Here is a 19,526-nt window from a genome sequence, read left to right on the forward strand (position 1 = left end):
CATGCTCAAAAGACGCACCCTGCTCGCCACCGGCGCCGCAGCACTTACACCGCTGGCCCTGCCGACCTCGGTCTTCGCGCAGCGAAAGAAAGATGCGCTGGTGATCGGCCTCACGCTGGAGCCGACGGGCCTGGACCCCACGGCCAAGGCCGGCGCCGAGATCGCAGAGGTGGTGCTCTACACCGTCTTCGAGACGCTCACCAAGATCAACTCCGACGGCAGCGTCACGCCGCTGCTGGCCGAGAGCTGGGACATCTCGCCCGACCTGAAGACCTACACCTTCAAGCTCAAGCACGGCGTGAAGTTCCAGAACGGCGAGCCCTTCAACGCGCAGACCGTCAAGTTCTCCTTCGACCGCGCGGCCGCGGCCAACAGCACCAACAAGGACAAGCGCACCTTCACCAACATCGCGACGCAGGTGCTCGACGAGTACACCGTGGTGCTGATCAACAAGGAGATCGAGCCCGACCTGCTGTTCCTGCTGGGCCAGGCCTCGGCCATTCTGGTGGAGCCCAAGACGGTGGAGACCAACGCCACCAGGCCGGTCGGCACCGGCCCTTACCGGCTCGACAGCTGGTCCAAGGGATCGGGCATCGTGCTGGCCAAGTGGGAGGGCTTTCGCAACGCGGCGGCGGTGCAGATCCGCAAGGCGAGCTTTCGCTTCATCTCGGAACCCGCCGCGCAGACCACCGCGCTGCTGTCGAACGACGTCGACCTGTTCCCGCACGCATCCGTGTCGCGCAGCCTGGCGCAGTTCCAGAACGACAAGCGCTTCCAGATCGTGTTCAACGCCTCGCGCGGCAAGACCATCCTGGCCATCAACAACAAGCGCAAGCCGCTGGACGACGTGCGCGTGCGCCGCGCCATTGCGGCGGCCATCGACCGCAAGGCCGTGATCGAGGCGGCCGTGGACGGCCGCGGCATTCCCATCGGCAGCCACTACGTGCCGGGCGCGCCGGGCTATGTGGACACCACCGGCATCAACCCCTTCGACATCGAGAAGGCGAAGAAGCTGCTGGCCGAGGCCGGCGTGAAGGCACCGCTCGAACTCGACCTGGTGCTGCCGCCCCCGCCCTATGCACGCCAGGGTGGCGAGCTGATCGCCGCGCAGCTGGCCAAGATCGGCATCGTCGCGAAGATCCAGAACGTCGAGTGGGCGCAGTGGATCAGCGGCACCTACGGCAACAAGAACTACGACCTCTCGCTGATCCTGCACGTCGAGCCCTTCGACCTGGTGAACTACACCAAGCCCGAGTACTACTGGGGCTACCAGTCGGCGAAGTTCAACGAGCTGTTCGACAAGGCGCGCAACAGCGCGCGCCCCGCCGACCGCCTGCGCTACCTCGGCGACGCACAGCGGCTGCTGGCCGAGGACTCGGCCAACGTGTTCCTGTTCCAGCCGCAGTTCATCACGGTGGCGTCGCGCAGCCTGCGCGGCCTGTGGAAGGACACGCCGATCTTCGTGAACGACATCGCGGCCCTGTCGTGGGCCTGAAGTAAACGCCCACAGAGCCGCGCCCTACGGGAACGTCCCGAGGAAAAACCGCCGTGCGGGCCGCGCGGCGGCATACCCGCTGCGAGAGAATGACCGGCTGCGCACGTGGCATCTTTCGTGCTGCGTGTCATGTCTTTCGCCGCGCCGCGCCTCCCTTCGGGGCACGGCGCACGCCGAAGCAGTCATTCGACCCTGGCCCCGTTTTTCCGGAGATCACACGTATGTTGAACCGCCGCACCCTCCTCACCACCGCTGGCGCCACCGTTGCGCTGGCCACCCCGCTCGCCGGCATGGCGCAGGGCAGGAAGGACGCCATCGTGATCGGCATGGCGCTCGAACCGCCGGGCCTGGACCCAACCTCGGGCGCCGCCGCCGCCATTGCCGAAGTGGTGCAGTACAACATCCTGGAGACGCTCACCAAGATCAACGCCGACGGCAGCGTCACGCCGCTGCTGGCCGACAGCTGGGAGATCTCGCCCGACCTGAAGACCTACACCTTCAAGCTCAAGCGCGGCGTGAAGTTCCAGAACGGCGAGCCGTTCAACGCCGCCGCCGTCAAGTTCTCGTTCGACCGCGCCGGCGGCGAGAAGAGCACCAACAAGGACAAGCGCACCTTCGCCAACCTGGCCACGCAGGCGGTGGACGACTACACGGTGGTCGTCATCAACAAGGAGATCGACCCCGACCTGCCCTTCGTGCTGGGCCAGGCCACGGCCGTGATCGTCGAGCCCAAGAGCGCGGACACCAACGCCAACAAGCCGGTCGGCACCGGTCCCTACAAGCTGGACGCCTGGGCCAAGGGCTCGTCGCTCACGCTGAGCAAGTGGGAAGGCTTTCGCAGCCCCGCCACCGCGAAGATCAACAAGGTCACCTTCCGCTTCATCTCCGACACGGCCGCGCAGGCCGCCGCGCTGCTGTCGGGCGACGTGGACGTGTTCGCGCGCATCGGCACGCGCGTGGTGCCGCAGTTCAAGATGAACCCGCAGTTCCAGGTGATCCTGGCCGGTTCGCGCGCCAAGACCATCCTGTCGATCAACAACAGGAAGAAGCCGCTGGACGACGTGCGCGTGCGCCGCGCCATCCTGGCGGCCATCGACCGCAAGGCCATCATCGAAGGCGCGGCCGACGGCTTCGGCGTGCCCATCGGCAGCCACTACGTGCCGGGCGCCGCGGGCTATGTCGACACCACGGGCGTCAACCCCTTCGACATCGAGAAGGCCAAGAAGCTGCTGGCAGAGGCCGGCGTGAAGACGCCGCTCGAACTGAAGATGACCCTGCCGCCGCCGCCGTACGCGCGCCAGGGCGGCGAGGTGATCGTGGCCCAGCTGGCCAAGATCGGCATCGTGGTGAAGGTGCAGAACGTCGAGTGGGCGCAGTGGCTCAGCGGCACCTACGGCAACAAGGACTACGACCTGTCGATCGTGTCGCACGTGGAGCCCTTCGACCTCGGCAACTACGCCAAGTCGGACTACTACTGGGGCTACCAGTCGAAGACTTTCGACACGCTGTTCGACAAGATCAAGAGCACCGCCAACACGGCCGAGCGCAACAAGCTGCTGGGCGACGCGCAGAAGCTGCTGGCGACCGACGCGGCCAACGGCTTCCTGTACCAGCCGCAGTTCCCGACCATCGCGAAGAAGAACGTGAAGGGCCTGTGGAAGGACAACCCGATCTTCGTGAACGACCTCTCGGCCCTGTCCTGGGGTTGAGGCAACTGCAGGGCGCGGGAGCTTTCCGCGCCCTCGGAACAACGGCGGCGCAGCGCAAAAACCTCAAGTGGCCGCGTACCGCCCCGGCTTGTGGTTGATCCACAGGAACAGCCCCATCACCACGGCAGCCACGACCGACCACCCTACCCGCTCGGGTGGAATCACGAACAGTGCGAACAACACCACCGTGCAGTCGATGCCCATCTGCACCTTGCCGGCCGGCCAGCCCCGCTTTTCCTGCAGGTACAGCGTCAACACGGTGGCGCCGCCCAGGCTGGCGCGGTGCCTGGCGAGGAACAGGCAGCCCGTGCCCAGCAGCAGCCCGCCGAGCACCGCCGCAAAGGCCGGGTGCAGGGAATGGATCGACAGATAGCGCGGCGCCCAGTCCGTCATGACCGAGAGCAACGCGATCGCCGAGAAGGTCTTCACCGTGAACGCCCGGCCCATGTGACGCCAGGCGAACCAGTAGAACGGCAGGTTGACCAGGAAGAACAGCTTGCCGAAGCTCACGCCGGTGGCGTAGTGCAACAGGAACGCGATGCCCGCCGTGCCGCCCGTGAGCAGGCCGGCCTGGCCGAACAGCATCATGGCGATGGCGACGAACAGCGTGCCCGAAAAGATCGCCTGCGCGTCGTCGAAACGCGAATGGCGCAGCCAAGCCGGGGTGGAAGTGGGAGGGGGCGCGTCCATGGCACATGTTGACGCAAATCCCGCGCCACCCTGTGCCCATATCCGGGCCGGCTCACGCCAGGTGGGCGGCCAGCATCTCCCGGGCCCGGGTCACGAACGGTGTTTCACCCCGTCGACCGGGCATCAGCTCGAAGGCCACGCGCGGTAACGCAGGCAGCCCGTGCGGCGCAGCCAGCCGCGCCACGCCGTCGCTGATGGCCGACTCGTTGAGGCAGGCCACGCCCAGGCCCGCGGCCAGCGCCGACTGCAACCCCGCCACGCCCGACGCCACGTGCGCCAGCGCGTAAGGCACGCGCCGGCGCCGCAGCAACGCCACCGTGAACTGATGCAGCGAACAGGTGTCCGGCAACGCCAGCAGCCGCAGCGGCTCGCCGCGCACGACCCGCATGCCCGTCGCGCCGAGCCACGCCAACGACTCGCGCCGGATCACCGACGCACGGGGCTGCGCCGCGGAAACACCGGCGATGTTCATCGCGAGGCCCACGTCGAAATCCCCGCGCGCATAGGCCGCACGCAGTGCGTCGCTCTTCAGGATGCCGACGTTCAGCCGGACCTGCGGGTAGCTCTCGCCGAGCCGGCCGAGCAGCCGCGTCAGGTCGCCGGGACGGAAGTAGTCGGTCACGGCAAGCCGCAACTCGCCCTGCAGCGTCTCGCCGTGCAGGTCGCGAAACGCCTCGTCGCTCATCGCCAGGATGCGCCGGGCGTAGCCCAGCAGCCGCAGCCCCGCCTCGGTGGGTGAAACACCCGCCTTGCTGCGCGTGAGCAGCGACTGCCCCGCGCGCGCTTCCAGCTTGCGGATCTGCTCGCTCACCGACGACTGCGACAGGAAGACGCGCGGCGCGGCGGCCGTGAGGCTGCCCGCGTCGACCACCGCCGCGAGCGTGCGCAACTGTTCCAGATCGAAACCCTGCATGAGGCATCCATTCGTTTATCCGATGGGCTTGATCATATCTTCCCGCTTTTCCGAATGATGTGCAGTTCCCACAATCACCCCATCGACCGTTCATTCACACAGGAGTCCGCCATGCCCCACATCGTCGTCCACCTCTCCGGCCAACCCGATGCCGCCCTCACCCGCAAGACCGTCGACGCGGTCGCCGAGCTCACGCAGAGCGTGCTCGGCAAGCAGCTGCCGGTGATCGCCATCACCGTGCAGTACATCGCCGCCGACGCCTGGTTCATCGGCGCCCAGACGCTGGCCGCGCTCGGCAAGTCGGCCTTTCACCTGGACATCAGCATCACCGACGAGACCAACACCAAGGCCGAGAAGGCGCGCTACCTGCGCGAGGTGCATGCGGCAATGGCGAAGATCCGGCCCGACCTGCACGAGGTGTCGTACATCCACGTGATCGACGCGCGCGGCGCGGCCTACGGCTACGGGGGAAAGACGCAGGAGTACCGCCACCAGCAGGCCGGCGTGTAGACAGCGCTTGAACGGGCGCTCCGGGTGGCGTTGAAGCAATGCCGGGGGCATGGCACCATGCCGCCATGCCCTCCGGAAATTCGCTAGCCGCCGACAGCCTCGGCAACCCCCTCACGCTCGACCATCCCGCCAGCCTGCCGCTGGTCGACGACTTCGTCATGGGCTTCATCTCGACCGAGGCGCGCGCGGTCCACCTGATCGCGCTGGCCGAGACCGATGCGAGCCCCATCGTGCAGGCCTATTGCGCCACGCTGCACCTGTTCGCCGAATCGCGCGAAGCCGTTGCCAATGCGCGGCCTTTCCTGGCAAAGGCGCGGGCGGGCGCGCAACGCGCCACGGCGCGCGAGCAGCGCTACATCGCGGCCATCGAGGCCTGGGCCGACGGCGACATCGCCCGCGCCATCGCGCTGCACGCCGAGCAGGCGAACGAGCATCCGCGCGACCTGGTGTCGGTCAAGCTGGGCCAGTACCACTGCTTCAATACCGGCGACTGCCCCGGCATGCTGCGGCTCGCGCTCGCCGTGCTTCCCCACGCGGCCGAGGTGCCCTACGTGCACGGCATGGCGGCCTTCGGCTACGAGCAGTGCCACCTGATGCGCGAGGCCGAGGCCAGCGCGCGCCGCGCCATCGCGCTGTGCCGCAAGGAGCCTTGGGCGCACCATGCGCTGGCGCACGTGATGCTCACCGAAGGCCGGCTCGCCGAAGGCCTGGCGTTCATGCAGGGCGTGAGCGACACCTGGACCGGCCTGAACTCCTTCATGGTCACGCACAACTGGTGGCATGTGGCGCTGTTCCTGATCGACCTGGGCCGCGACGCAGAGGCACTGGCCGTGTACGACGAGCACGCCTGGGGCGTGGTGAAGGACTACTCGCAGGACCAGATCGGCGCGGTCTCGCTGCTCGCGCGGCTGGAGCTCGCGGACATCGACGTGGGCACGCGCTGGGACGACGTGGCGCTCTATCTGCTGCAGCGCCAGGCCGACCATGTGCTGCCCTTCCTCGACCTGCAATACCTCTACGGCCTGGCGCGCGCAGGCCGGCCCGAGGCCGACGTGCTGTTGCGCAACATCGAGGCCTTCGCACCGCATGCGCCGCCGTCGACCCGCGCCGCATGGCAGCGCGTGTGCGTGCCGGCCGCGCACGGCCTGGTGGCGCATGCGCGCGGCGATCTCGCGGCGGCTGTCGAAGGGCTGGGCACGGCGCTGCCGCGCATGATCGAGATCGGCGGCAGCCATGCACAGCGCGACCTGTTCGAGCAGGTGTACCTCGACGCGCTGGTGCGCACAGGTACCGAGGCTTCGCTGACCGGTGCGCAGGGCATCCTGCAGCAGCAGCTCAACGGCCAGCCCGAGTCGCTGCGCCTGCGAAGGCAGGCGGCATCGGTCTACGAAAAGCTGGGGCTGGGCGCGCTGCTGCGCGACTGAACGCGCCGAACCCGAATCACCCCTTGGTCTTCAGGTGCCGCGTCTGGTCGTAGGTAGGCTGCGGCGGCAGGTCGGCCAGGTGCCGCGTGTCGGCCCAGTCGACGATCTCGATGGCCTCGGGCTTGGCCGGGTCGGCGATGCGGATGCGGTTGAAGCCCGCATTCGGAATGTCGCTGGTGCGCGGCCCGCTCAGGCTCAGGCCGCGAGCAGTGCGCCACACCATGTCGAGCACGCCGCCGTGCGTGACCACGATCAGGCGTTGGCCCCGGTACGCGGCAGCGACCGTGCCCAGCGCCGCGATGATGCGCGTGTGGAACTCGCGCGCCGTCTCGCCTTCGGGCATGGCGTGGTCTTCGCGGAACTCCAGCCACTCTTCCCAGGCGCGCGGGTGCAGGCTCTGGATCTCGTCGGAGCGCATGCCCTCGACCACGCCGAAGAACTGCTCGCGCAAGCCCGCCGAAGTGACCACCGGCAGCGACAGCTGCTGCGCGGCGGGCGCGGCCGTTTGCTGCGCGCGCATGAGGTCGCTGCTGACGATGTGCTGCACGGTCTCGCCGGCCAGCCGCAGGCCGAGCCGGCGGGCCTGCTCGTGGCCGATGTCGTTGAGCGGAACATCGGCATGCCCCTGGAAGCGCAGCTCGCGGTTCCAGGCGGTCTCGCCGTGGCGGATCAGGATCAGGTCGGTGGTTGCGTCGGGTTTGGGCGTTGGCATTGCCGCCCATTTTCCACCGTGCGGGCGGCGCTCAGGTGACCGTGGGCACCAGCTGTTGCATGGCCACCACCGCGTCGACCGCCGGCAGGGCGCCCAGGCGCACCGGCGACGGCGTGAGCAGCGACAGCACCCAGGCGATGACGAAGCCGCCGACGATGGCACAGACCACCACCACGGCGGTGTACGCAATGGCCTTGTCCGGCGGGCACTTCATGAGCACCGGCAGCCCGGTGTAGAGCAGGTACACGCCGTACAGCGCCGCCAGCGCGCCGATGACCGACAGCGAGGGCACCAGGCTGAAGATGCCGCCCACGAAGGCCGCCGTGCTGGCATAGGCCGACAGCTTGAGCGCGCCGATCTGGCTCTTCGTGCCCTCGAAGGTGGGTGCCATCGCGTCGATGATGAGCGCAAGCACGAACACCATCACCAGCGACATCACGTAGCCCACGACCATGTTCGCCAGCCCCGCGACGATCGGCACGCGAAAGCTCACGCCGAAGGCGCCGATGCCGACCAGCGACAGGCCGATGAAGCTCGCCACTGCCGGGATCAGCGCGAGGATCATCACGTAGTTCCTGTAGATGGAGGCGGCGTCGGCCGGCTCCTCCTCGATGGCCAGCCATGTGATCTTGGGTCTGAGCAGGATGGACTGGACACGGTCAACCAGGTTCATTGCGGGGTCCTCGACATGGATCCCGAAGTATGGAGCGACAGCCCCCGCACGACTGCTGGCCAGGAAGCCTATGCCATGACCTATGCCGTTACGCTGGTTACCGCATTCGCGCAGAATCCGTCGCCATGCCCAACCTTGTTCTCCTACCCGGTCTTGCCTGCGACGCGCGCATCTGGGAAGCCCAGCTGCCCGCCCTCCCCGCCGCCTTCAACGCCCGCGTGAGCGACGCCCAGCTTCACAACGACAGCATCGAGGGCATGGCCGCGGCCGTGCTGCGCGACAACGACGGCCCGCTGGTGCTGTGCGGCGCCTCGATGGGCGGCATGGTCGCCATGGAGGCGGCCCGCCAGGCGCCCGAACGCATCGCGGGGCTTGCGCTGCTGGGCACCAGCGCGCGGCCCGAAACGCCCGACATGTTCACGCTGCGCGAAGGCGCCATCGCGTACTTCGAGCGCGGCGAGCTGCGCGAGATGATCGAGCCGAACGTCTACTTCGCCTTCCACCCCACGCAGGCGGCCGACCCTGCCATGGTGCAGCGCTACCTGGACATCGTGCTCGGCGCGGGCGCGGAACAGCTCATCCGCCAGAACCGCGCGGTGATGCGCCGGCCCGACGCGCGCCAGCACCTGGATGCGATACGCGCACCGGTGCTGCTGATCTGCGGCAACGAAGACCGCCTGGCGCCGCCCGAGTGCACGCGCGAGATGGCGGCGCTGCTGCCGGCTTCGGAGGTCGTGTGGATCGCCGACTGCGGCCACATGCTGACGATGGAAAAGCCCGAGCAGGTCAACGACGCGCTCAACGCCTGGCTCGACAGGCAGTTCCCTTCCGCCTGAGCCGCTGCGGGGCCGCGTCCCGCTTGACGGCGAACCGGGCGAAGCAGGCGACCGCAAGCCGGCGCCGGTGTCGATGAAAAACGGCAAGAAGAACCCTCATGTTTTTGCCGTTTCCTGCCGATAGAAGTAAGTCGTGCGTCTTACAGGGATAGCACCAAGTGCGTGCCCTGCCGACGCTGAAGACTGCTTTCATCGTCAACTTCATTACTACCGTGAAAAATCTAAAAATCGGCACGCGCCTGGGCCTCGTGTTCGGACTGCTGCTGCTCCTGCTCGCCGCCATCGCCGTCGTAGGCATCAACCGCCTGCGAGACCAGAACGCCACCACCACCCGCATCACGTCGAACATTTCGCCCAAGATCGCGTCCGCGCGCGAAATGTCGTACGTGGCGGTGGACATCGCCCGCATCACGCGCAACCTGATCCTGTTGAACGACGAGGCGGCCAGGAACGCCAACCGGGCGGCGCTGGACAAGGCAAAGGCCGAAGCCGATGCGCACCTGGCGGCGCTGGACAGGCTGGTGGACACCGACCGCGGCCGCGTCCTGCTGGGCACGATCAAGACCACGCTGGCCGACTACCGAGCCTTCACCAACACGGTGGTCGAGCTGGCCATGGCGAACCGCAAGGAAGACGCCACGAACGAGCTCTTCGGCGAGCGCTACAAGACGCAGGCAGCCTACCTGGGCGCGCTGAGGGAGATGGTCGACTTCCTGAGCAAGCAGATGGACACGGCGGCAATCCAGGCCCAGGACGTGGCGGACGCCGCCACCCGGATCATGGCGGTCGCCGCCGTGCTGGCCGGCCTGCTGGGCGTGGCCTCCGCGTGGCTGATCACGCGCTCGATCACGCGGCCGCTCGACCATGCGGTCGAGGCCGCCGACCGCGTCGCGCGCGGAGACCTCAGCCAGGCGATCGAAGCGCACTCCACGGACGAAACGGGCCGGATGCTCACTGCCCTGCAGCGCATGCAGGAAAGCCTGGCACGCACCGTGGGCCTGGTGCGCGGCAATGCGGAGGGCGTGTCCACCGCCAGCGCGCAGATCTCCCAGGGCAACGAAGACCTGTCGTCACGCACCGAGGAGCAGGCCAGTTCGCTGGAGCAGACCGCGGCGTCGATGGAAGAGCTGACCTCCACGGTCAAGCAGAACGCCGACAACGCACGCCAGGCGAACCAGCTCGCCGTGTCGGCCTCGGAAGTGGCGGTGAAGGGCGGCGACGTGGTGGGCAAGGTGGTCACGACCATGGCGTCGATCGATGCCTCGTCGCGCAAGATCGTCGAGATCATCGGTGTCATCGACGGCATTGCCTTCCAGACCAACATCCTGGCCTTGAACGCAGCGGTGGAAGCCGCGCGCGCCGGCGAGCAAGGCCGCGGCTTCGCGGTGGTGGCCTCGGAAGTGCGCAACCTGGCGCAGCGCTCGGCGGCGGCGGCCAAGGAAATCAAGGACCTCATCGGCGACTCGGTGAGCAAGGTGGACGCGGGCACCACCCTCGTGGGTGAAGCCGGCCGCACGATGGACGACATCGTGGGCAGCGTGCGCCGCGTGACGGACATCATGGGCGAGATCACTGCCGCCAGCCAGGAGCAGACGTCGGGCATCGAGCAGATCAACCAGGCCATCAGCCAGATGGACCAGGTCACGCAGCAGAACGCGGCGCTGGTGGAAGAAGCGAGCGCCGCGGCGTCGTCGCTGCGAGACCAGGCGGGCGGCCTGCTTCAGGCGGTGAGCGTGTTCACGCTGGAAGAAGGCCGACATGCGGCCGCGGCCGTGGCCGTGGCGCCCGCCTTCGCACCTGCCAAGCCCAAGCCCAAGGCAACGACGACGACGCCCGTGCGCCCGCGCATGCAAGCCAAGGCGCCGGCGCCCGAGCTGGCCACGGCGCCCGGTGACTGGGAACAGTTCTGAAGCTGTTCAGGCCATCGCCCGCACGGCGATGCCTTCCTGCTGCAGCCGCTCGCGAATGCGGCGCGCAAAGGCCAGCGCATGGGCGCCGTCGCCGTGCAGGCACACGGTCTGCGCATTGACGGCCACGGTGCTGCCGTCGATCGCCGTCACGCGGTGCTCGCGCACGAATGCCAGCGTCTGCGCGATGGATTGCGCTTCGTCCTCGATCAACGCGCCGGGCTGGCTGCGCGGCACCAGGCTGCCGTCGGGCATGTAGCCGCGGTCGGCAAACACTTCTTCCACCGGCGTGAGGCCGGCGCGGCGGGCCGCGTCGATCATGTGGCTGCCGGCCAGGCCGAAGAACTTGAGCGAAGGGTCGAACCGGCGCACCGCCTCGCACAAGGCTGCGGCAAGCTCGGGCTCCTTCACGGCCTGGTTGTAGAGCTGGCCGTGCGCCTTCACGTGCGCGAGCGTGCCGCCCTCGGCCTTCACGATGGCCGCCAGCGCACCCACCTGGTACAGCACGTTGGCCACGATCTCGTCGGGCGGCAGGTGCATGGTGCTGCGGCCGAAGTTCTCGCGGTCCGGAAAGCTCGGGTGCGCGCCGATGGCCACGCCGTTCTGAAGGGCCCAGCGCACGCATTGCTGCATGGTCTTCGCGTCGCCCGCGTGCCAGCCGCAGGCGATGTTGGCGGAGCTCACCAGCGCGAGCAGGGCTTCGTCGCTGCCGGCGCCTTCGCCGAGGTCGGCATTGAGATCGATCTGCATGGGGAAATTCCTTTTATTGGAAAGTCTATGCCGCGCGGGGCCAGCCTGCAGCAGCCAGGCCTTGCGCCACCTGCGCCAGGTAGCGTTGCTGGTCGGCCCAGGCCGCGAGCGCCTGCACCTGGTCGACCTGCACCAGGCGCAGCTTGCCGTTGAGCGGCGCCTGCGCCAGCTTCCAGAGGTCGGCGCGGATGACCACGCCGATGCGCGGGTAGCCGCCCGTGGTCTGCGCGTCGCCCATCAGGATGATCGGCTGGCCCGAAGGCGGCACCTGGATCGTGCCGGGAATCACGCCCGACGACAGCATGTCGCCGGTGCGCTTGCGCTTGAGTTCGGCGCCCGCGAGCCGGCTGCCCATGCGGTTGCTCTGGGGCGTGATGCGCCAGCGCTCGCCCCGCAGCTGCTCGCGCGCGGCCAGGGTGAACTGCTCGAACTCGGGGCCGGGCAGCACGCGCAGCGCGATGGCGCCGTCGGCCTCTTCGGCGCCCCAGTCGGGGCCGCGCAGGCCGAACGCACGGCGTTCGCGTTGTGCGGCGTCCAGGCGCGAGGCGCCCAGCGCCAGCCGGTCGCCCTTGCGCAGCGCGCGGCCTTCGTGGCCGCCGAAGCCGGCCTTGAGGTCGGTGCTGCGCGAGCCGAGGATCTGCGGCACGTCGATGCCGCCGGCCACCGCGAGCCAGCTGCGCAGGCCGGTCTTCTTCACGCCCGAGGCGTTGGCGCCCGCAAGCTTCAGGGTCTGGCCGGCCGCGACCGGCACGCTCCAGCAGGACCGCAGCGGCACGCCGTCGAGGCTGGCGCTGAAGTCGTCGCCGGTGAGCGCGATGCGGGTGCCGGTTTCGAACTGCAGTTCGCACCCGCCCATGGTGAGCTCGAGCCCCGCCGCGCCGTCGGCATTGCCCACGAGCCGGTTGGCCAGCGTGAGCGAGAGCACGTCGAGCGCGCCGCCCGGGCAGATGCCGAGCTGGCGATGGCCGTGCCGGCCCAGGTCTTGCACCGAGGCGAGCAAGCCGGGTTTGCGGATCACGATCATGTCTGCACGCTTTCCACGACGAAGCGCACGCGGTCACCGGGGCGCAGCAAGGTGGGCGGTTCGGCCGTGGGGTCGAACAGCGCGAGCGAGGTCCGCCCGATCAGTTGCCAGCCGCCCGGCGACACCAGCGGATAGATGCCGGTCTGCTCGCCGCCGATGCCGACCGATCGCGCGGGCACCGCGGTGCGCGGCTCGGCGCGGCGCGGTGTGGCGAGCTCGGGCGGCAGGCCGCCCATGAAGGCGAAGCCCGGCAGGAAGCCGAGCAGGTAGACGATGTACTCGCCGGCGGCGTGGCGGCGCACCACCTCGGCCGGCGTGAGGCCGGTGTGGGCCGCGACGTCGGCCAGGTCGGGGCCGTGCTCGCCGCCGTAGGCCACCGGAATCTCCACCAGCCGCCCTTCGATGGCGCCCGGCGCCAGCTTCGGCCAGGCTTCGAGCACCTGCGCGGTGAGCGTGTCGAGGTCGATCGCGGTCGGATCGAAGGTGAGCGTGAGGTTGTTCATGCCCGGCAGCGTCTCGCCGACGCCGGGCCATTGCCTGGCCCACTCGGCCAGCGCCCAGATGCGCTGCTGCTGCGCCAGCGTGGCGGGCCCGGGCAGCTCGCACAGCAGCGCTGCATCGCCCAGCAGATGCAGCCGGGGCAAAGGAATGCCGCTCACTTCACACGGGCCTGCCCGCCGCCCGGAGCACTTCGCGGAACACCGCGGAACCGGCTTTGCCGGGCCGCTGGTGTTGCCCCCGGCGAGGGGGAAGGAGAAGCGACACGAAGTGCGCGAAGCCTGGGGGAGTGCCTATTCACGACCGAGGCTGCGGACCTTGGCAGCCAGCTTCTGCTCCACGTTGGGAGAGACGAACTTGTGGACTTCGCCGCCGAGCATGGCGATTTCGCGCACGAAGGTGCTCGAGATGAACTGGTACTTGTCGCTGGGCGTCAGGAACACGGTCTCGACGTCGGGCATCAGCGAGCGGTTCATGCCCGCGAGCTGGAACTCGTAGTCGAAGTCGGTCACGGCGCGCAGGCCGCGCACCATGGCCTTGCCGCCGCGCGCGACGACGAAGTCGCGCAGCAGGCCCGAGAAGCTCTCGACGGTGACCTGGTCGCTGTAGGGCGTCACGGCCTCGCGGGCCATGTCCATGCGTTCGGAGAGCGTGAAGAGCGCCTTCTTGTGGTGGCCCGCCGCGACGGCGACGATCACCTTGGAGAAGAGCTGGGTTGCGCGCCGCACCACGTCCTCGTGACCGAGGGTGATGGGGTCGAAAGTGCCGGGGTAAACCGCGATCACGTTGCTGGCCATGGTTGCTTCTTCCTCATGCTGCCGGTGCGGCTTGTTCGGCGGATTATGCAGTCGGCTGCGCCACGGGACGCAGCAGATGGGCGTGGACGGCGCCGGCCTTCAGGTAGCGAAAGCCGACGAGGCCGAAGGCGGCGAGTTCCTCGTCGCTCCAGCGGCGCGGCGCCTCGAGGTACACCGAGCCCCCGGCGCGCAGTGCGCGCGCGGCGGCGCGCAGGGACGGCTCGTACAGCGCGACACTTTCGAAGGGCGGGTCGAGGAACACGGCGTCGAGGCTGCCGGCGGCCACGCGCTCGAGCGCGGTGAGGCCGTTGCCACGCTCGACACGCACGGCCTCGGCCGACAGCTTGGTCTTGGCGGCGAGCAACTGCGCGACCAGCGCGGCGTCCTGCTCGCACAGCAGGACATTCGCCGCGCCGCGAGAGGCGGCTTCGAGGCCCAGCGCGCCGGTGCCCGCGAAGGCGTCGACGCACTGCCAACCCGGCAGCGCGCCGCCGCCGACGCCGGCCAGGCTCGCGAGCCAGTTGAAGAGGGTTTCGCGCACGCGGTCGGGTGTGGGGCGCAGGCCGGGCTTGTCGGCCACGGCGAGGCGGGTGCGCTTCCATTCGCCGCCGATGATGCGCACCTCGCTGGGCCTGGTGGGGCGCTTGGGCTTGGCGGGCGCCGAGGGCGCGGACTTGCGGGAGGCTGGGGCGGCTTTCTTGGGCATGCGGCGAGCTTAACGCCGCCGCATACGCGGGGTTTCACAGCCCGGGGAAGGCACGCCGTGCCAGCAGCGCGGCCAGCACGAGCATGGTGCCGCCGACGAGCGCATCGAGCATCTGCCAGGCGCGCGGCCGCGCGAACACCGGCGCGAGCAGGCGCGCACCGAAGCCCAGCGAGGTGAACCACAGCACGCTGGCCACCGACGACCCCGCCACGAACCACAGCTTCAGCAGGCCCGGGTACTGCGCGCCCGCGCTGCCCACGAGCAGCACGGTGTCGAGATAGACGTGCGGGTTGAGCAGCGTGAAACCGGCGGCCTGCGCGACCACGGCCGCGCGCGACACCGAGGCGCCCTGCGCGGTGGCCTGCAAGGCAGCGGGCCGCCGCGAACGCCACAACGCCTTCAGCCCATAGGCGCCGAGAAAGGCCGCGCCGAGCGCCGCGAGCACGGTGGCCAGCATCGGCCGCCCGTTCAGCGCCTGCGCCATGCCGGCCACGCCCGCGCCGATCAGCACCGCGTCGCTGGCCGCGCAGAACAGCACCACCGCGCCCACGTGCTCGCGGCGCAAGCCCTGGCGCAGCACATAGGCGTTCTGCGCGCCGATGGCGACGATGAGAACCAGGCTCATGAAGAGCCCGTTGGCGAAGGCGGTGGAGACGTGTACGGCTTGCATGTCTCGAGGATGCCGCCGGCACGGGCTTAATTCAAACTAAACTTTCTAAAGCCGATTCAGTTTTACTTCATCTCTCATGCTCGACTACGCCGCTCTCCACGCCCTTGCAGCCGTCGTGCGCGAAGGCAGCTTCGAACGCGCGGCGCGCGCGCTGCATGTCACGCCGTCCGCGGTGTCGCAGCGCATCAAGCAGCTGGAGGAGCGCACCGGCGGCGCGCTGCTGGTGCGCGGCCAGCCCTGCGTGGCGACGGAGGCGGGGCTGCAGCTGTGCCGGCACGTGGAGCGCGTGGGCATGCTGGAGCACGAACTGCGCTACGCCCTGCCCGCCCTGGGCATGGACAGCGGCGCGGCCCACGAGCGCGTCACGGTGCGCGTGGCCGTCAACGCCGACAGCCTCGCGACCTGGTTCATGGCGGCCGCCGCCGCATTCGCAGAACAGGCCCCGGCCGCGCTGCTCGACCTCACGGTCGACGACCAGGACCACACGGCCGAGCGGCTGCGCAGCGGCGCGGTGCTCGCGGCAGTGACGGCGCTCGCGCAACCGGTGGCGGGCTGCAACAGCGAGGCGCTGGCACGATGCACTACGTGGCGGCGGCCAGCCCGGCGTTCGTGCGCGCGCATTTCGCCAAGGGCGTGGGCGCCCGCGCGCTCGCAAGCGCGCCGAGCCTGGTGTTCGACCGCAAGGACCGCCTGCAGGCGCGCTGGGTGCGGCGCATCTGCCACCGCAACGTCGAGACGCCGCGCCACTGGATTCCCTCGCCCAACGCCTTCGTCGAGGCGGCGTGCGCGGGCATGGGCTGGGGCATGCATCCGGCCAGCATGGTGGCCGATGCGATTCGCCAGGGAGCGCTGGTGGAGCTGGTGCCCGGCTCGACGCTGCCGGTGCCGCTCTACTGGCAGCAGGCGCGCGCGGCGCCGCGCCTGCTCGGGCAACTGGGCGCCGCGGTGCGCGCGGCCGCCCGCCAGGGCGCGCACGCCCTGGCGTGACCCCGAAGGATCAGGGCTGTGCCTTGTCGGTGGTCTTGGTCCTGGTCTGGGCGTCCTTGCCGCCCACCACCACCGTCACCATGCGATCGGGCTGCAGCTTGCGCTGGAAGGCGGCCTTGATCTCGGCCGCCGTGACGGCGTTCATGCGCGCGGTCCAGGTGTCGAGGTAGTCCAGCGGCAGGTCGTTCCAGGCGATGTTGGCCACGTTACCGATCAGCTTGCGGTTGCTGTCCAGCAGCAGCGGAAAGCCGCCGATCACGTTGTCCTTGGCGGCCTTCAGCTCGCTCGCCGTCGGGCCTTCGGCGACAAACTTGGCCAGCACCTCGCGCGACATCTTCACCGCGTCTTCGGCCTGGTCGGGCCGGGTCTGGAAGCCGATGCGGAACGCGCCCGCCTCGAGCCCTGGCGCAAAGCCGCTGTAGATGCTGTAGGTGAGGCCGCGCTTCTCGCGCACTTCATTCGTCAGGCGCGACACGAAACCGCCGCCGCCGAGCACGTAGTTGCCCAGCGTGAGCGCGAAATGGTCCGGGTCCTTGCGCGGGTAGCCGGGCTGGCCGATGAAGACATGGGCCTGCGCCGAGTCGAACGCGATGCGCTCGTCCTTCGGCGCGGTCAGCGCTGCCACGGGCGCGATAGCGGGGAGCGCCGCGCAGCCATCGGTCGCGGGCAGGCGCGACAGCAGCGCAGTCGCCAGCGTCTCGGCCTCGGCGCGCGTGACGGCGCCCACGATGCTGAGCTTGGCCCGGCACGGCACGATGAGCTGCTCGTAGCGCTGGCGCATGACGGCGGTGTCGATGCGCGCCAGCGTTTCTTCCGTCACCTCCTGGCCGTAGGGATGCACGCCGTACACCGCCTGGGCGAAGGCGCGCCCGGCGATGGTCGCGGGCTTGGTGTTGGCCTCCTTGATGGCGGCGTTGATGCGCTCGCGCTCGCGCTGCCACACGTCGTCGGGGAAGGCCGGCTCGCCGATCTCGCGCGAGGCCAGCGCGACGGCCTTGTTCAGCAGGGCCGGGTCGGACAGCGAGCGCAGCGAGTAGCTGGCACGGTCGGTGCCCGCGCTCACGTCGAAGCTCGCGCCCAGGTCGGCCCAGGCCTCGCCCAGGGCGTTCTGGTCGAGCGCGGGTTCGCCGTTCCTGCCGGCGCGCACGCCCTTCTCGACCATGGCCGATGTGGTGCTCGCCAGGCCGGCCTGCGCCGCCGGGTCGCGGCGGCTGCCGGCGTCGAAGTCGACCTGCACGTCGACGATCGGCAACGCGTTGGTCGCCACCAGGTAGATCTTGGCGCCGTTGGCCAGCGTCCAGTGCTGGATGGGCAGCGCGGCCTGCGCGCTGCCCATGCCAAAAAGGGCAGTTACACCCGTCAGCAGTGCGTATTGCGCTATCTTTTTGAGAGTAAACATGAAATTCGTACCTTTCAGCGCAGCTCGCCTGCGGGCGCCGCGAAGCCGCGGCCGCGCTTGGCCTCGGGCGGCAGGGGACGCAGCGTGGCGACCGTGAGCTGGTCGTCGCCGAAGTATTTGGCGGCCACGGCCTGCACCTGGGCCGGGGTCACGGCCTGCAGCCGGGCGACGATGCGCTCGCTGGCGTCCAGCGGCAGCCCCTGCACCCAGTTGCTGCCGAGTTCGCGGGCCTGCGCCATCACCGAGTCGCGCTTGTAGGTTTCGCTCGCGACCCATTGGGTCTTGACGCGGGCCAGTTCGGCTTCGCCCACGCCGTCCTTGGCGATGCGCGCCACCTGGGCGCGCAAGGCGGCCTCGACCACCTCGGCGCTCTTGCCGGCCGCCGGCACACCGTCGAGCACGAAGAGCTGCGGACCGCGGCCGACGAAGCCCGAATAGGCACCGGCCGAATCGGCAACGCGGTCGGGGCCCTGCGTGAGCGCGCGGTCCAGCCGCGCGCCGGAATAGCCGTCGAGCACGGCGGACAGCACCACCAGCGCCCAGGCGTCGCTGTTGGCGTCGTCGATGCCGGCCAGCTGCGGCGCGCGGAACGCCAGCGACACGTAGGCCTGCTCGGCCGGGGCCTTGAACTCGATGCGGCGGATGCCGCGCTGCACCGGCTCGACGCGCGGCTTGCGCGCGGGCACGGCACGCGAGGGAATGCGGCCGTAGTACTTGTCGGCCATGGCGCGCACCTGCGCCACGTCGACGTCGCCGGCCACCACCAGTACGGCGTTGGCGGGCACGTACCAGCGCTTGTGGAAGTCGCGCACGTCCTCGGGCGTCATGGCGTCGAGGTCGCTCATCCAGCCGACCACGGGGCGGTGGTACGGCGAGGCGATGAAGGTGGCGGCGTTCTGCTGCTCGCCGAGCAGCGCGCGCGGCTGGTCTTCGGTGCGCAGGCGGCGCTCTTCCTTGACCACCTCGATCTCGCGCTTGAACTCGTCGTCGGGCCACTGGTTGTTGGCGAAGCGGTCCGACTCGAGCTTCATGACCTGCTCGAGGCTGCCGACCGGAATCTGCTGGTAGTAGCCGGTGTAGTCACGCGTGGTGAAGGCGTTTTCCTGGCCGCCCAGGGCGGCCACGCGGCGCGAGAACTCACCGGGCTTGATGTCCTTGGTGCCCTTGAACATCATGTGTTCGAGCGCATGTGCCACACCGGAGGTGCCGTCGACCTCGTCCATGGAGCCTACGCGCACCCAGACCATCTGCACCGCCGTCGGCGAGCGCCGGTCGGGCTGCACGATCAGCGTCATGCCGTTGGCCAGAGTGAATTGCTGGGGGCCGGGCGCCGCGGCTGCGGCGGCGGAAGGCGGCGTGGAAGCCGGAGTGGATTGGGCCTGCGCAGGCATGGCCCACGGCGCGAAGAGCGCCATCGCCAGCACCGCACCAGACGCAGCACGGCGTGGCGGGAGGTGTTTCATAGAATGGGTCGGATTGTAAAAAGCTCCTGATGTTCAGTTTCTTCAAGAAAAAACCGCCCGCCGAAACCCCCGACACGCCCGCGCCCACCGCGCCGGCCACGCCCGCACCTGCGCCTGCCCCGGAGGCCGCGCCAGCGCCGGCACCCGCTCGCTCGGTGTTCTCGCCGTCGAGCTGGTTCGGCGCGAAGCCGGCAGTGGAAGAAACGCCTGCTGCGCCACCGGTTGCGCCGCCACCGCCTGCGCCCCTCCCGCCGCCGCCGCCTCCTCCTGCCGCGGTCCCTGTGCCGGCGCTGGCGCAGTTCGAGGAGAAGGGCGCGCGTGGCTTCCGCTACCGCTTCCCCTACATCTTCGGCGGCTTCACGG

At 69.5% G+C, this 19,526-nt stretch carries 18 protein-coding genes and 2 pseudogenes; 8 read left to right on the plus strand and 12 right to left on the minus strand.

Features of this window, described 5'->3' with window-relative positions; translation table 11 throughout:
- Position 1: 1 nt before the first annotated feature.
- Complete coding sequence (locus AC0IYU_RS28550; protein WP_472124091.1) at positions 2-1,495, plus strand: ABC transporter substrate-binding protein; 1,494 nt, start codon at positions 2-4, stop codon at positions 1,493-1,495.
- Positions 1,496-1,716: 221 nt separating this feature from the next.
- Positions 1,717-3,204 (plus strand): ABC transporter substrate-binding protein, encoded by a 1,488-nt coding sequence (locus AC0IYU_RS28555; protein ID WP_472124094.1) that lies wholly within the window; start codon positions 1,717-1,719, stop codon positions 3,202-3,204.
- Between the two features lie 63 nt (positions 3,205-3,267).
- On the opposite strand, the gene AC0IYU_RS28560 is transcribed toward AC0IYU_RS28555, so the two are convergent.
- Together AC0IYU_RS28560 and AC0IYU_RS28565 are read right to left on the minus strand one after the other, a co-directional pair.
- A complete protein-coding gene (locus AC0IYU_RS28560) occupies positions 3,268-3,894 on the minus strand; it encodes a YitT family protein (RefSeq protein ID WP_435437033.1) in 627 nt (208 codons plus the stop codon).
- A 52-nt stretch (positions 3,895-3,946) separates the two neighbouring features.
- On the minus strand, positions 3,947-4,807 hold the full coding sequence (locus AC0IYU_RS28565) for a LysR family transcriptional regulator (protein WP_472124096.1): 861 nt from the start codon (positions 4,805-4,807) through the stop codon (positions 3,947-3,949).
- Positions 4,808-4,918: 111 nt separating this feature from the next.
- On the opposite strand from AC0IYU_RS28565, the gene AC0IYU_RS28570 reads away from it, so the two are divergent.
- Together AC0IYU_RS28570 and AC0IYU_RS28575 are read left to right on the plus strand one after the other, a co-directional pair.
- Entirely contained in the window at positions 4,919-5,317 is a 399-nt protein-coding gene (locus AC0IYU_RS28570) for a tautomerase family protein (RefSeq protein ID WP_472124098.1), read from the plus strand.
- 65 nt (positions 5,318-5,382) lie between these two features.
- Complete coding sequence (locus tag AC0IYU_RS28575) at positions 5,383-6,741, plus strand: tetratricopeptide repeat protein (RefSeq protein WP_472124100.1); 1,359 nt, start codon at positions 5,383-5,385, stop codon at positions 6,739-6,741.
- A gap of 16 nt (positions 6,742-6,757) precedes the next feature.
- On the opposite strand, the gene AC0IYU_RS28580 is transcribed toward AC0IYU_RS28575, so the two are convergent.
- Together AC0IYU_RS28580 and AC0IYU_RS28585 are read right to left on the minus strand one after the other, a co-directional pair.
- Entirely contained in the window at positions 6,758-7,453 is a 696-nt protein-coding gene (locus tag AC0IYU_RS28580) for a histidine phosphatase family protein (protein ID WP_472124103.1), read from the minus strand.
- Positions 7,454-7,484: 31 nt separating this feature from the next.
- Positions 7,485-8,126: a Yip1 family protein gene (locus tag AC0IYU_RS28585; RefSeq protein ID WP_472124106.1), complete on the minus strand. Its 642-nt coding sequence runs from the start codon at positions 8,124-8,126 to the stop codon at positions 7,485-7,487.
- Between the two features lie 125 nt (positions 8,127-8,251).
- Between AC0IYU_RS28585 and AC0IYU_RS28590 the strand changes: the two genes are divergently transcribed.
- Together AC0IYU_RS28590 and AC0IYU_RS28595 are read left to right on the plus strand one after the other, a co-directional pair.
- Positions 8,252-8,962, plus strand: a complete 711-nt coding sequence (locus AC0IYU_RS28590) for an alpha/beta fold hydrolase (protein WP_472124109.1) — start codon at positions 8,252-8,254, stop codon at positions 8,960-8,962.
- 158 nt (positions 8,963-9,120) lie between these two features.
- Positions 9,121-10,872 carry a methyl-accepting chemotaxis protein gene (locus tag AC0IYU_RS28595; RefSeq protein ID WP_472124112.1) on the plus strand — a complete coding sequence of 584 codons (1,752 nt, stop codon included), beginning with the start codon at positions 9,121-9,123 and terminating at the stop codon, positions 10,870-10,872.
- A 6-nt stretch (positions 10,873-10,878) separates the two neighbouring features.
- Here AC0IYU_RS28595 and pxpA read toward each other — a convergent pair whose 3' ends face one another.
- From pxpA to AC0IYU_RS28625, 6 genes are all read right to left on the minus strand, one after another.
- Positions 10,879-11,619 (minus strand): 5-oxoprolinase subunit PxpA, encoded by a 741-nt coding sequence (gene pxpA, locus AC0IYU_RS28600; protein ID WP_472124114.1) that lies wholly within the window; start codon positions 11,617-11,619, stop codon positions 10,879-10,881.
- A gap of 25 nt (positions 11,620-11,644) precedes the next feature.
- Positions 11,645-12,643, minus strand: coding sequence for a 5-oxoprolinase subunit C family protein (locus AC0IYU_RS28605; RefSeq protein ID WP_472124117.1), 999 nt, complete (start codon positions 12,641-12,643; stop codon positions 11,645-11,647).
- Entirely contained in the window at positions 12,640-13,287 is a 648-nt protein-coding gene (pxpB, locus tag AC0IYU_RS28610) for a 5-oxoprolinase subunit PxpB (protein WP_472124130.1), read from the minus strand. Before pxpB ends, AC0IYU_RS28605 begins: the two co-directional genes overlap by 4 nt.
- A 147-nt stretch (positions 13,288-13,434) precedes the next feature.
- On the minus strand, positions 13,435-13,938 hold the full coding sequence (coaD, locus tag AC0IYU_RS28615; RefSeq protein ID WP_435437023.1) for a pantetheine-phosphate adenylyltransferase: 504 nt from the start codon (positions 13,936-13,938) through the stop codon (positions 13,435-13,437).
- Between the two features lie 43 nt (positions 13,939-13,981).
- On the minus strand, positions 13,982-14,644 hold the full coding sequence (locus AC0IYU_RS28620) for an RsmD family RNA methyltransferase (RefSeq protein ID WP_472124119.1): 663 nt from the start codon (positions 14,642-14,644) through the stop codon (positions 13,982-13,984).
- Between the two features lie 34 nt (positions 14,645-14,678).
- Complete coding sequence (locus tag AC0IYU_RS28625) at positions 14,679-15,314, minus strand: LysE/ArgO family amino acid transporter (protein ID WP_472124122.1); 636 nt, start codon at positions 15,312-15,314, stop codon at positions 14,679-14,681.
- Positions 15,315-15,390: 76 nt separating this feature from the next.
- Here AC0IYU_RS28625 and AC0IYU_RS28630 point away from each other — a divergent pair.
- A pseudogene (locus AC0IYU_RS28630) lies at positions 15,391-16,301 on the plus strand (LysR family transcriptional regulator ArgP).
- A 10-nt stretch (positions 16,302-16,311) separates the two neighbouring features.
- Here AC0IYU_RS28630 and AC0IYU_RS28635 read toward each other — a convergent pair.
- Together AC0IYU_RS28635 and AC0IYU_RS28640 are read right to left on the minus strand one after the other, a co-directional pair.
- Positions 16,312-17,700, minus strand: coding sequence for a M16 family metallopeptidase (locus AC0IYU_RS28635; RefSeq protein WP_472124125.1), 1,389 nt, complete (start codon positions 17,698-17,700; stop codon positions 16,312-16,314).
- 14 nt (positions 17,701-17,714) lie between these two features.
- Positions 17,715-19,163, minus strand: coding sequence for a M16 family metallopeptidase (locus tag AC0IYU_RS28640; RefSeq protein WP_472124127.1), 1,449 nt, complete (start codon positions 19,161-19,163; stop codon positions 17,715-17,717).
- A gap of 29 nt (positions 19,164-19,192) precedes the next feature.
- Here AC0IYU_RS28640 and AC0IYU_RS28645 point away from each other — a divergent pair.
- Positions 19,193-19,526: pseudogene (locus AC0IYU_RS28645) on the plus strand (hypothetical protein); the annotation flags it as partial.

This window comes from Variovorax sp. AC103, assembly GCF_979254005.1.

Excerpts from the sequence above, each read along its gene's own strand:
- AC0IYU_RS28550 (WP_472124091.1), top strand. The coding sequence starts at position 2 with ATGCTCAAAAGACGCACCCTGCTCGCCACCGGCGCCGCAGCACTTACA.
- AC0IYU_RS28555 (WP_472124094.1), top strand. The coding sequence starts at position 1,717 with ATGTTGAACCGCCGCACCCTCCTCACCACCGCTGGCGCCACCGTTGCG.
- AC0IYU_RS28560 (WP_435437033.1), bottom strand. The coding sequence starts at position 3,894 with ATGGACGCGCCCCCTCCCACTTCCACCCCGGCTTGGCTGCGCCATTCG.
- AC0IYU_RS28565 (WP_472124096.1), bottom strand. The coding sequence starts at position 4,807 with ATGCAGGGTTTCGATCTGGAACAGTTGCGCACGCTCGCGGCGGTGGTC.
- AC0IYU_RS28570 (WP_472124098.1), top strand. The coding sequence starts at position 4,919 with ATGCCCCACATCGTCGTCCACCTCTCCGGCCAACCCGATGCCGCCCTC.
- AC0IYU_RS28575 (WP_472124100.1), top strand. The coding sequence starts at position 5,383 with ATGCCCTCCGGAAATTCGCTAGCCGCCGACAGCCTCGGCAACCCCCTC.
- AC0IYU_RS28580 (WP_472124103.1), bottom strand. The coding sequence starts at position 7,453 with ATGCCAACGCCCAAACCCGACGCAACCACCGACCTGATCCTGATCCGC.
- AC0IYU_RS28585 (WP_472124106.1), bottom strand. The coding sequence starts at position 8,126 with ATGAACCTGGTTGACCGTGTCCAGTCCATCCTGCTCAGACCCAAGATC.
- AC0IYU_RS28590 (WP_472124109.1), top strand. The coding sequence starts at position 8,252 with ATGCCCAACCTTGTTCTCCTACCCGGTCTTGCCTGCGACGCGCGCATC.
- pxpA (WP_472124114.1), bottom strand. The coding sequence starts at position 11,619 with ATGCAGATCGATCTCAATGCCGACCTCGGCGAAGGCGCCGGCAGCGAC.
- AC0IYU_RS28605 (WP_472124117.1), bottom strand. The coding sequence starts at position 12,643 with ATGATCGTGATCCGCAAACCCGGCTTGCTCGCCTCGGTGCAAGACCTG.
- coaD (WP_435437023.1), bottom strand. The coding sequence starts at position 13,938 with ATGGCCAGCAACGTGATCGCGGTTTACCCCGGCACTTTCGACCCCATC.
- AC0IYU_RS28620 (WP_472124119.1), bottom strand. The coding sequence starts at position 14,644 with ATGCCCAAGAAAGCCGCCCCAGCCTCCCGCAAGTCCGCGCCCTCGGCG.
- AC0IYU_RS28625 (WP_472124122.1), bottom strand. The coding sequence starts at position 15,314 with ATGCAAGCCGTACACGTCTCCACCGCCTTCGCCAACGGGCTCTTCATG.
- AC0IYU_RS28635 (WP_472124125.1), bottom strand. The coding sequence starts at position 17,700 with ATGTTTACTCTCAAAAAGATAGCGCAATACGCACTGCTGACGGGTGTA.
- AC0IYU_RS28640 (WP_472124127.1), bottom strand. The coding sequence starts at position 19,163 with ATGAAACACCTCCCGCCACGCCGTGCTGCGTCTGGTGCGGTGCTGGCG.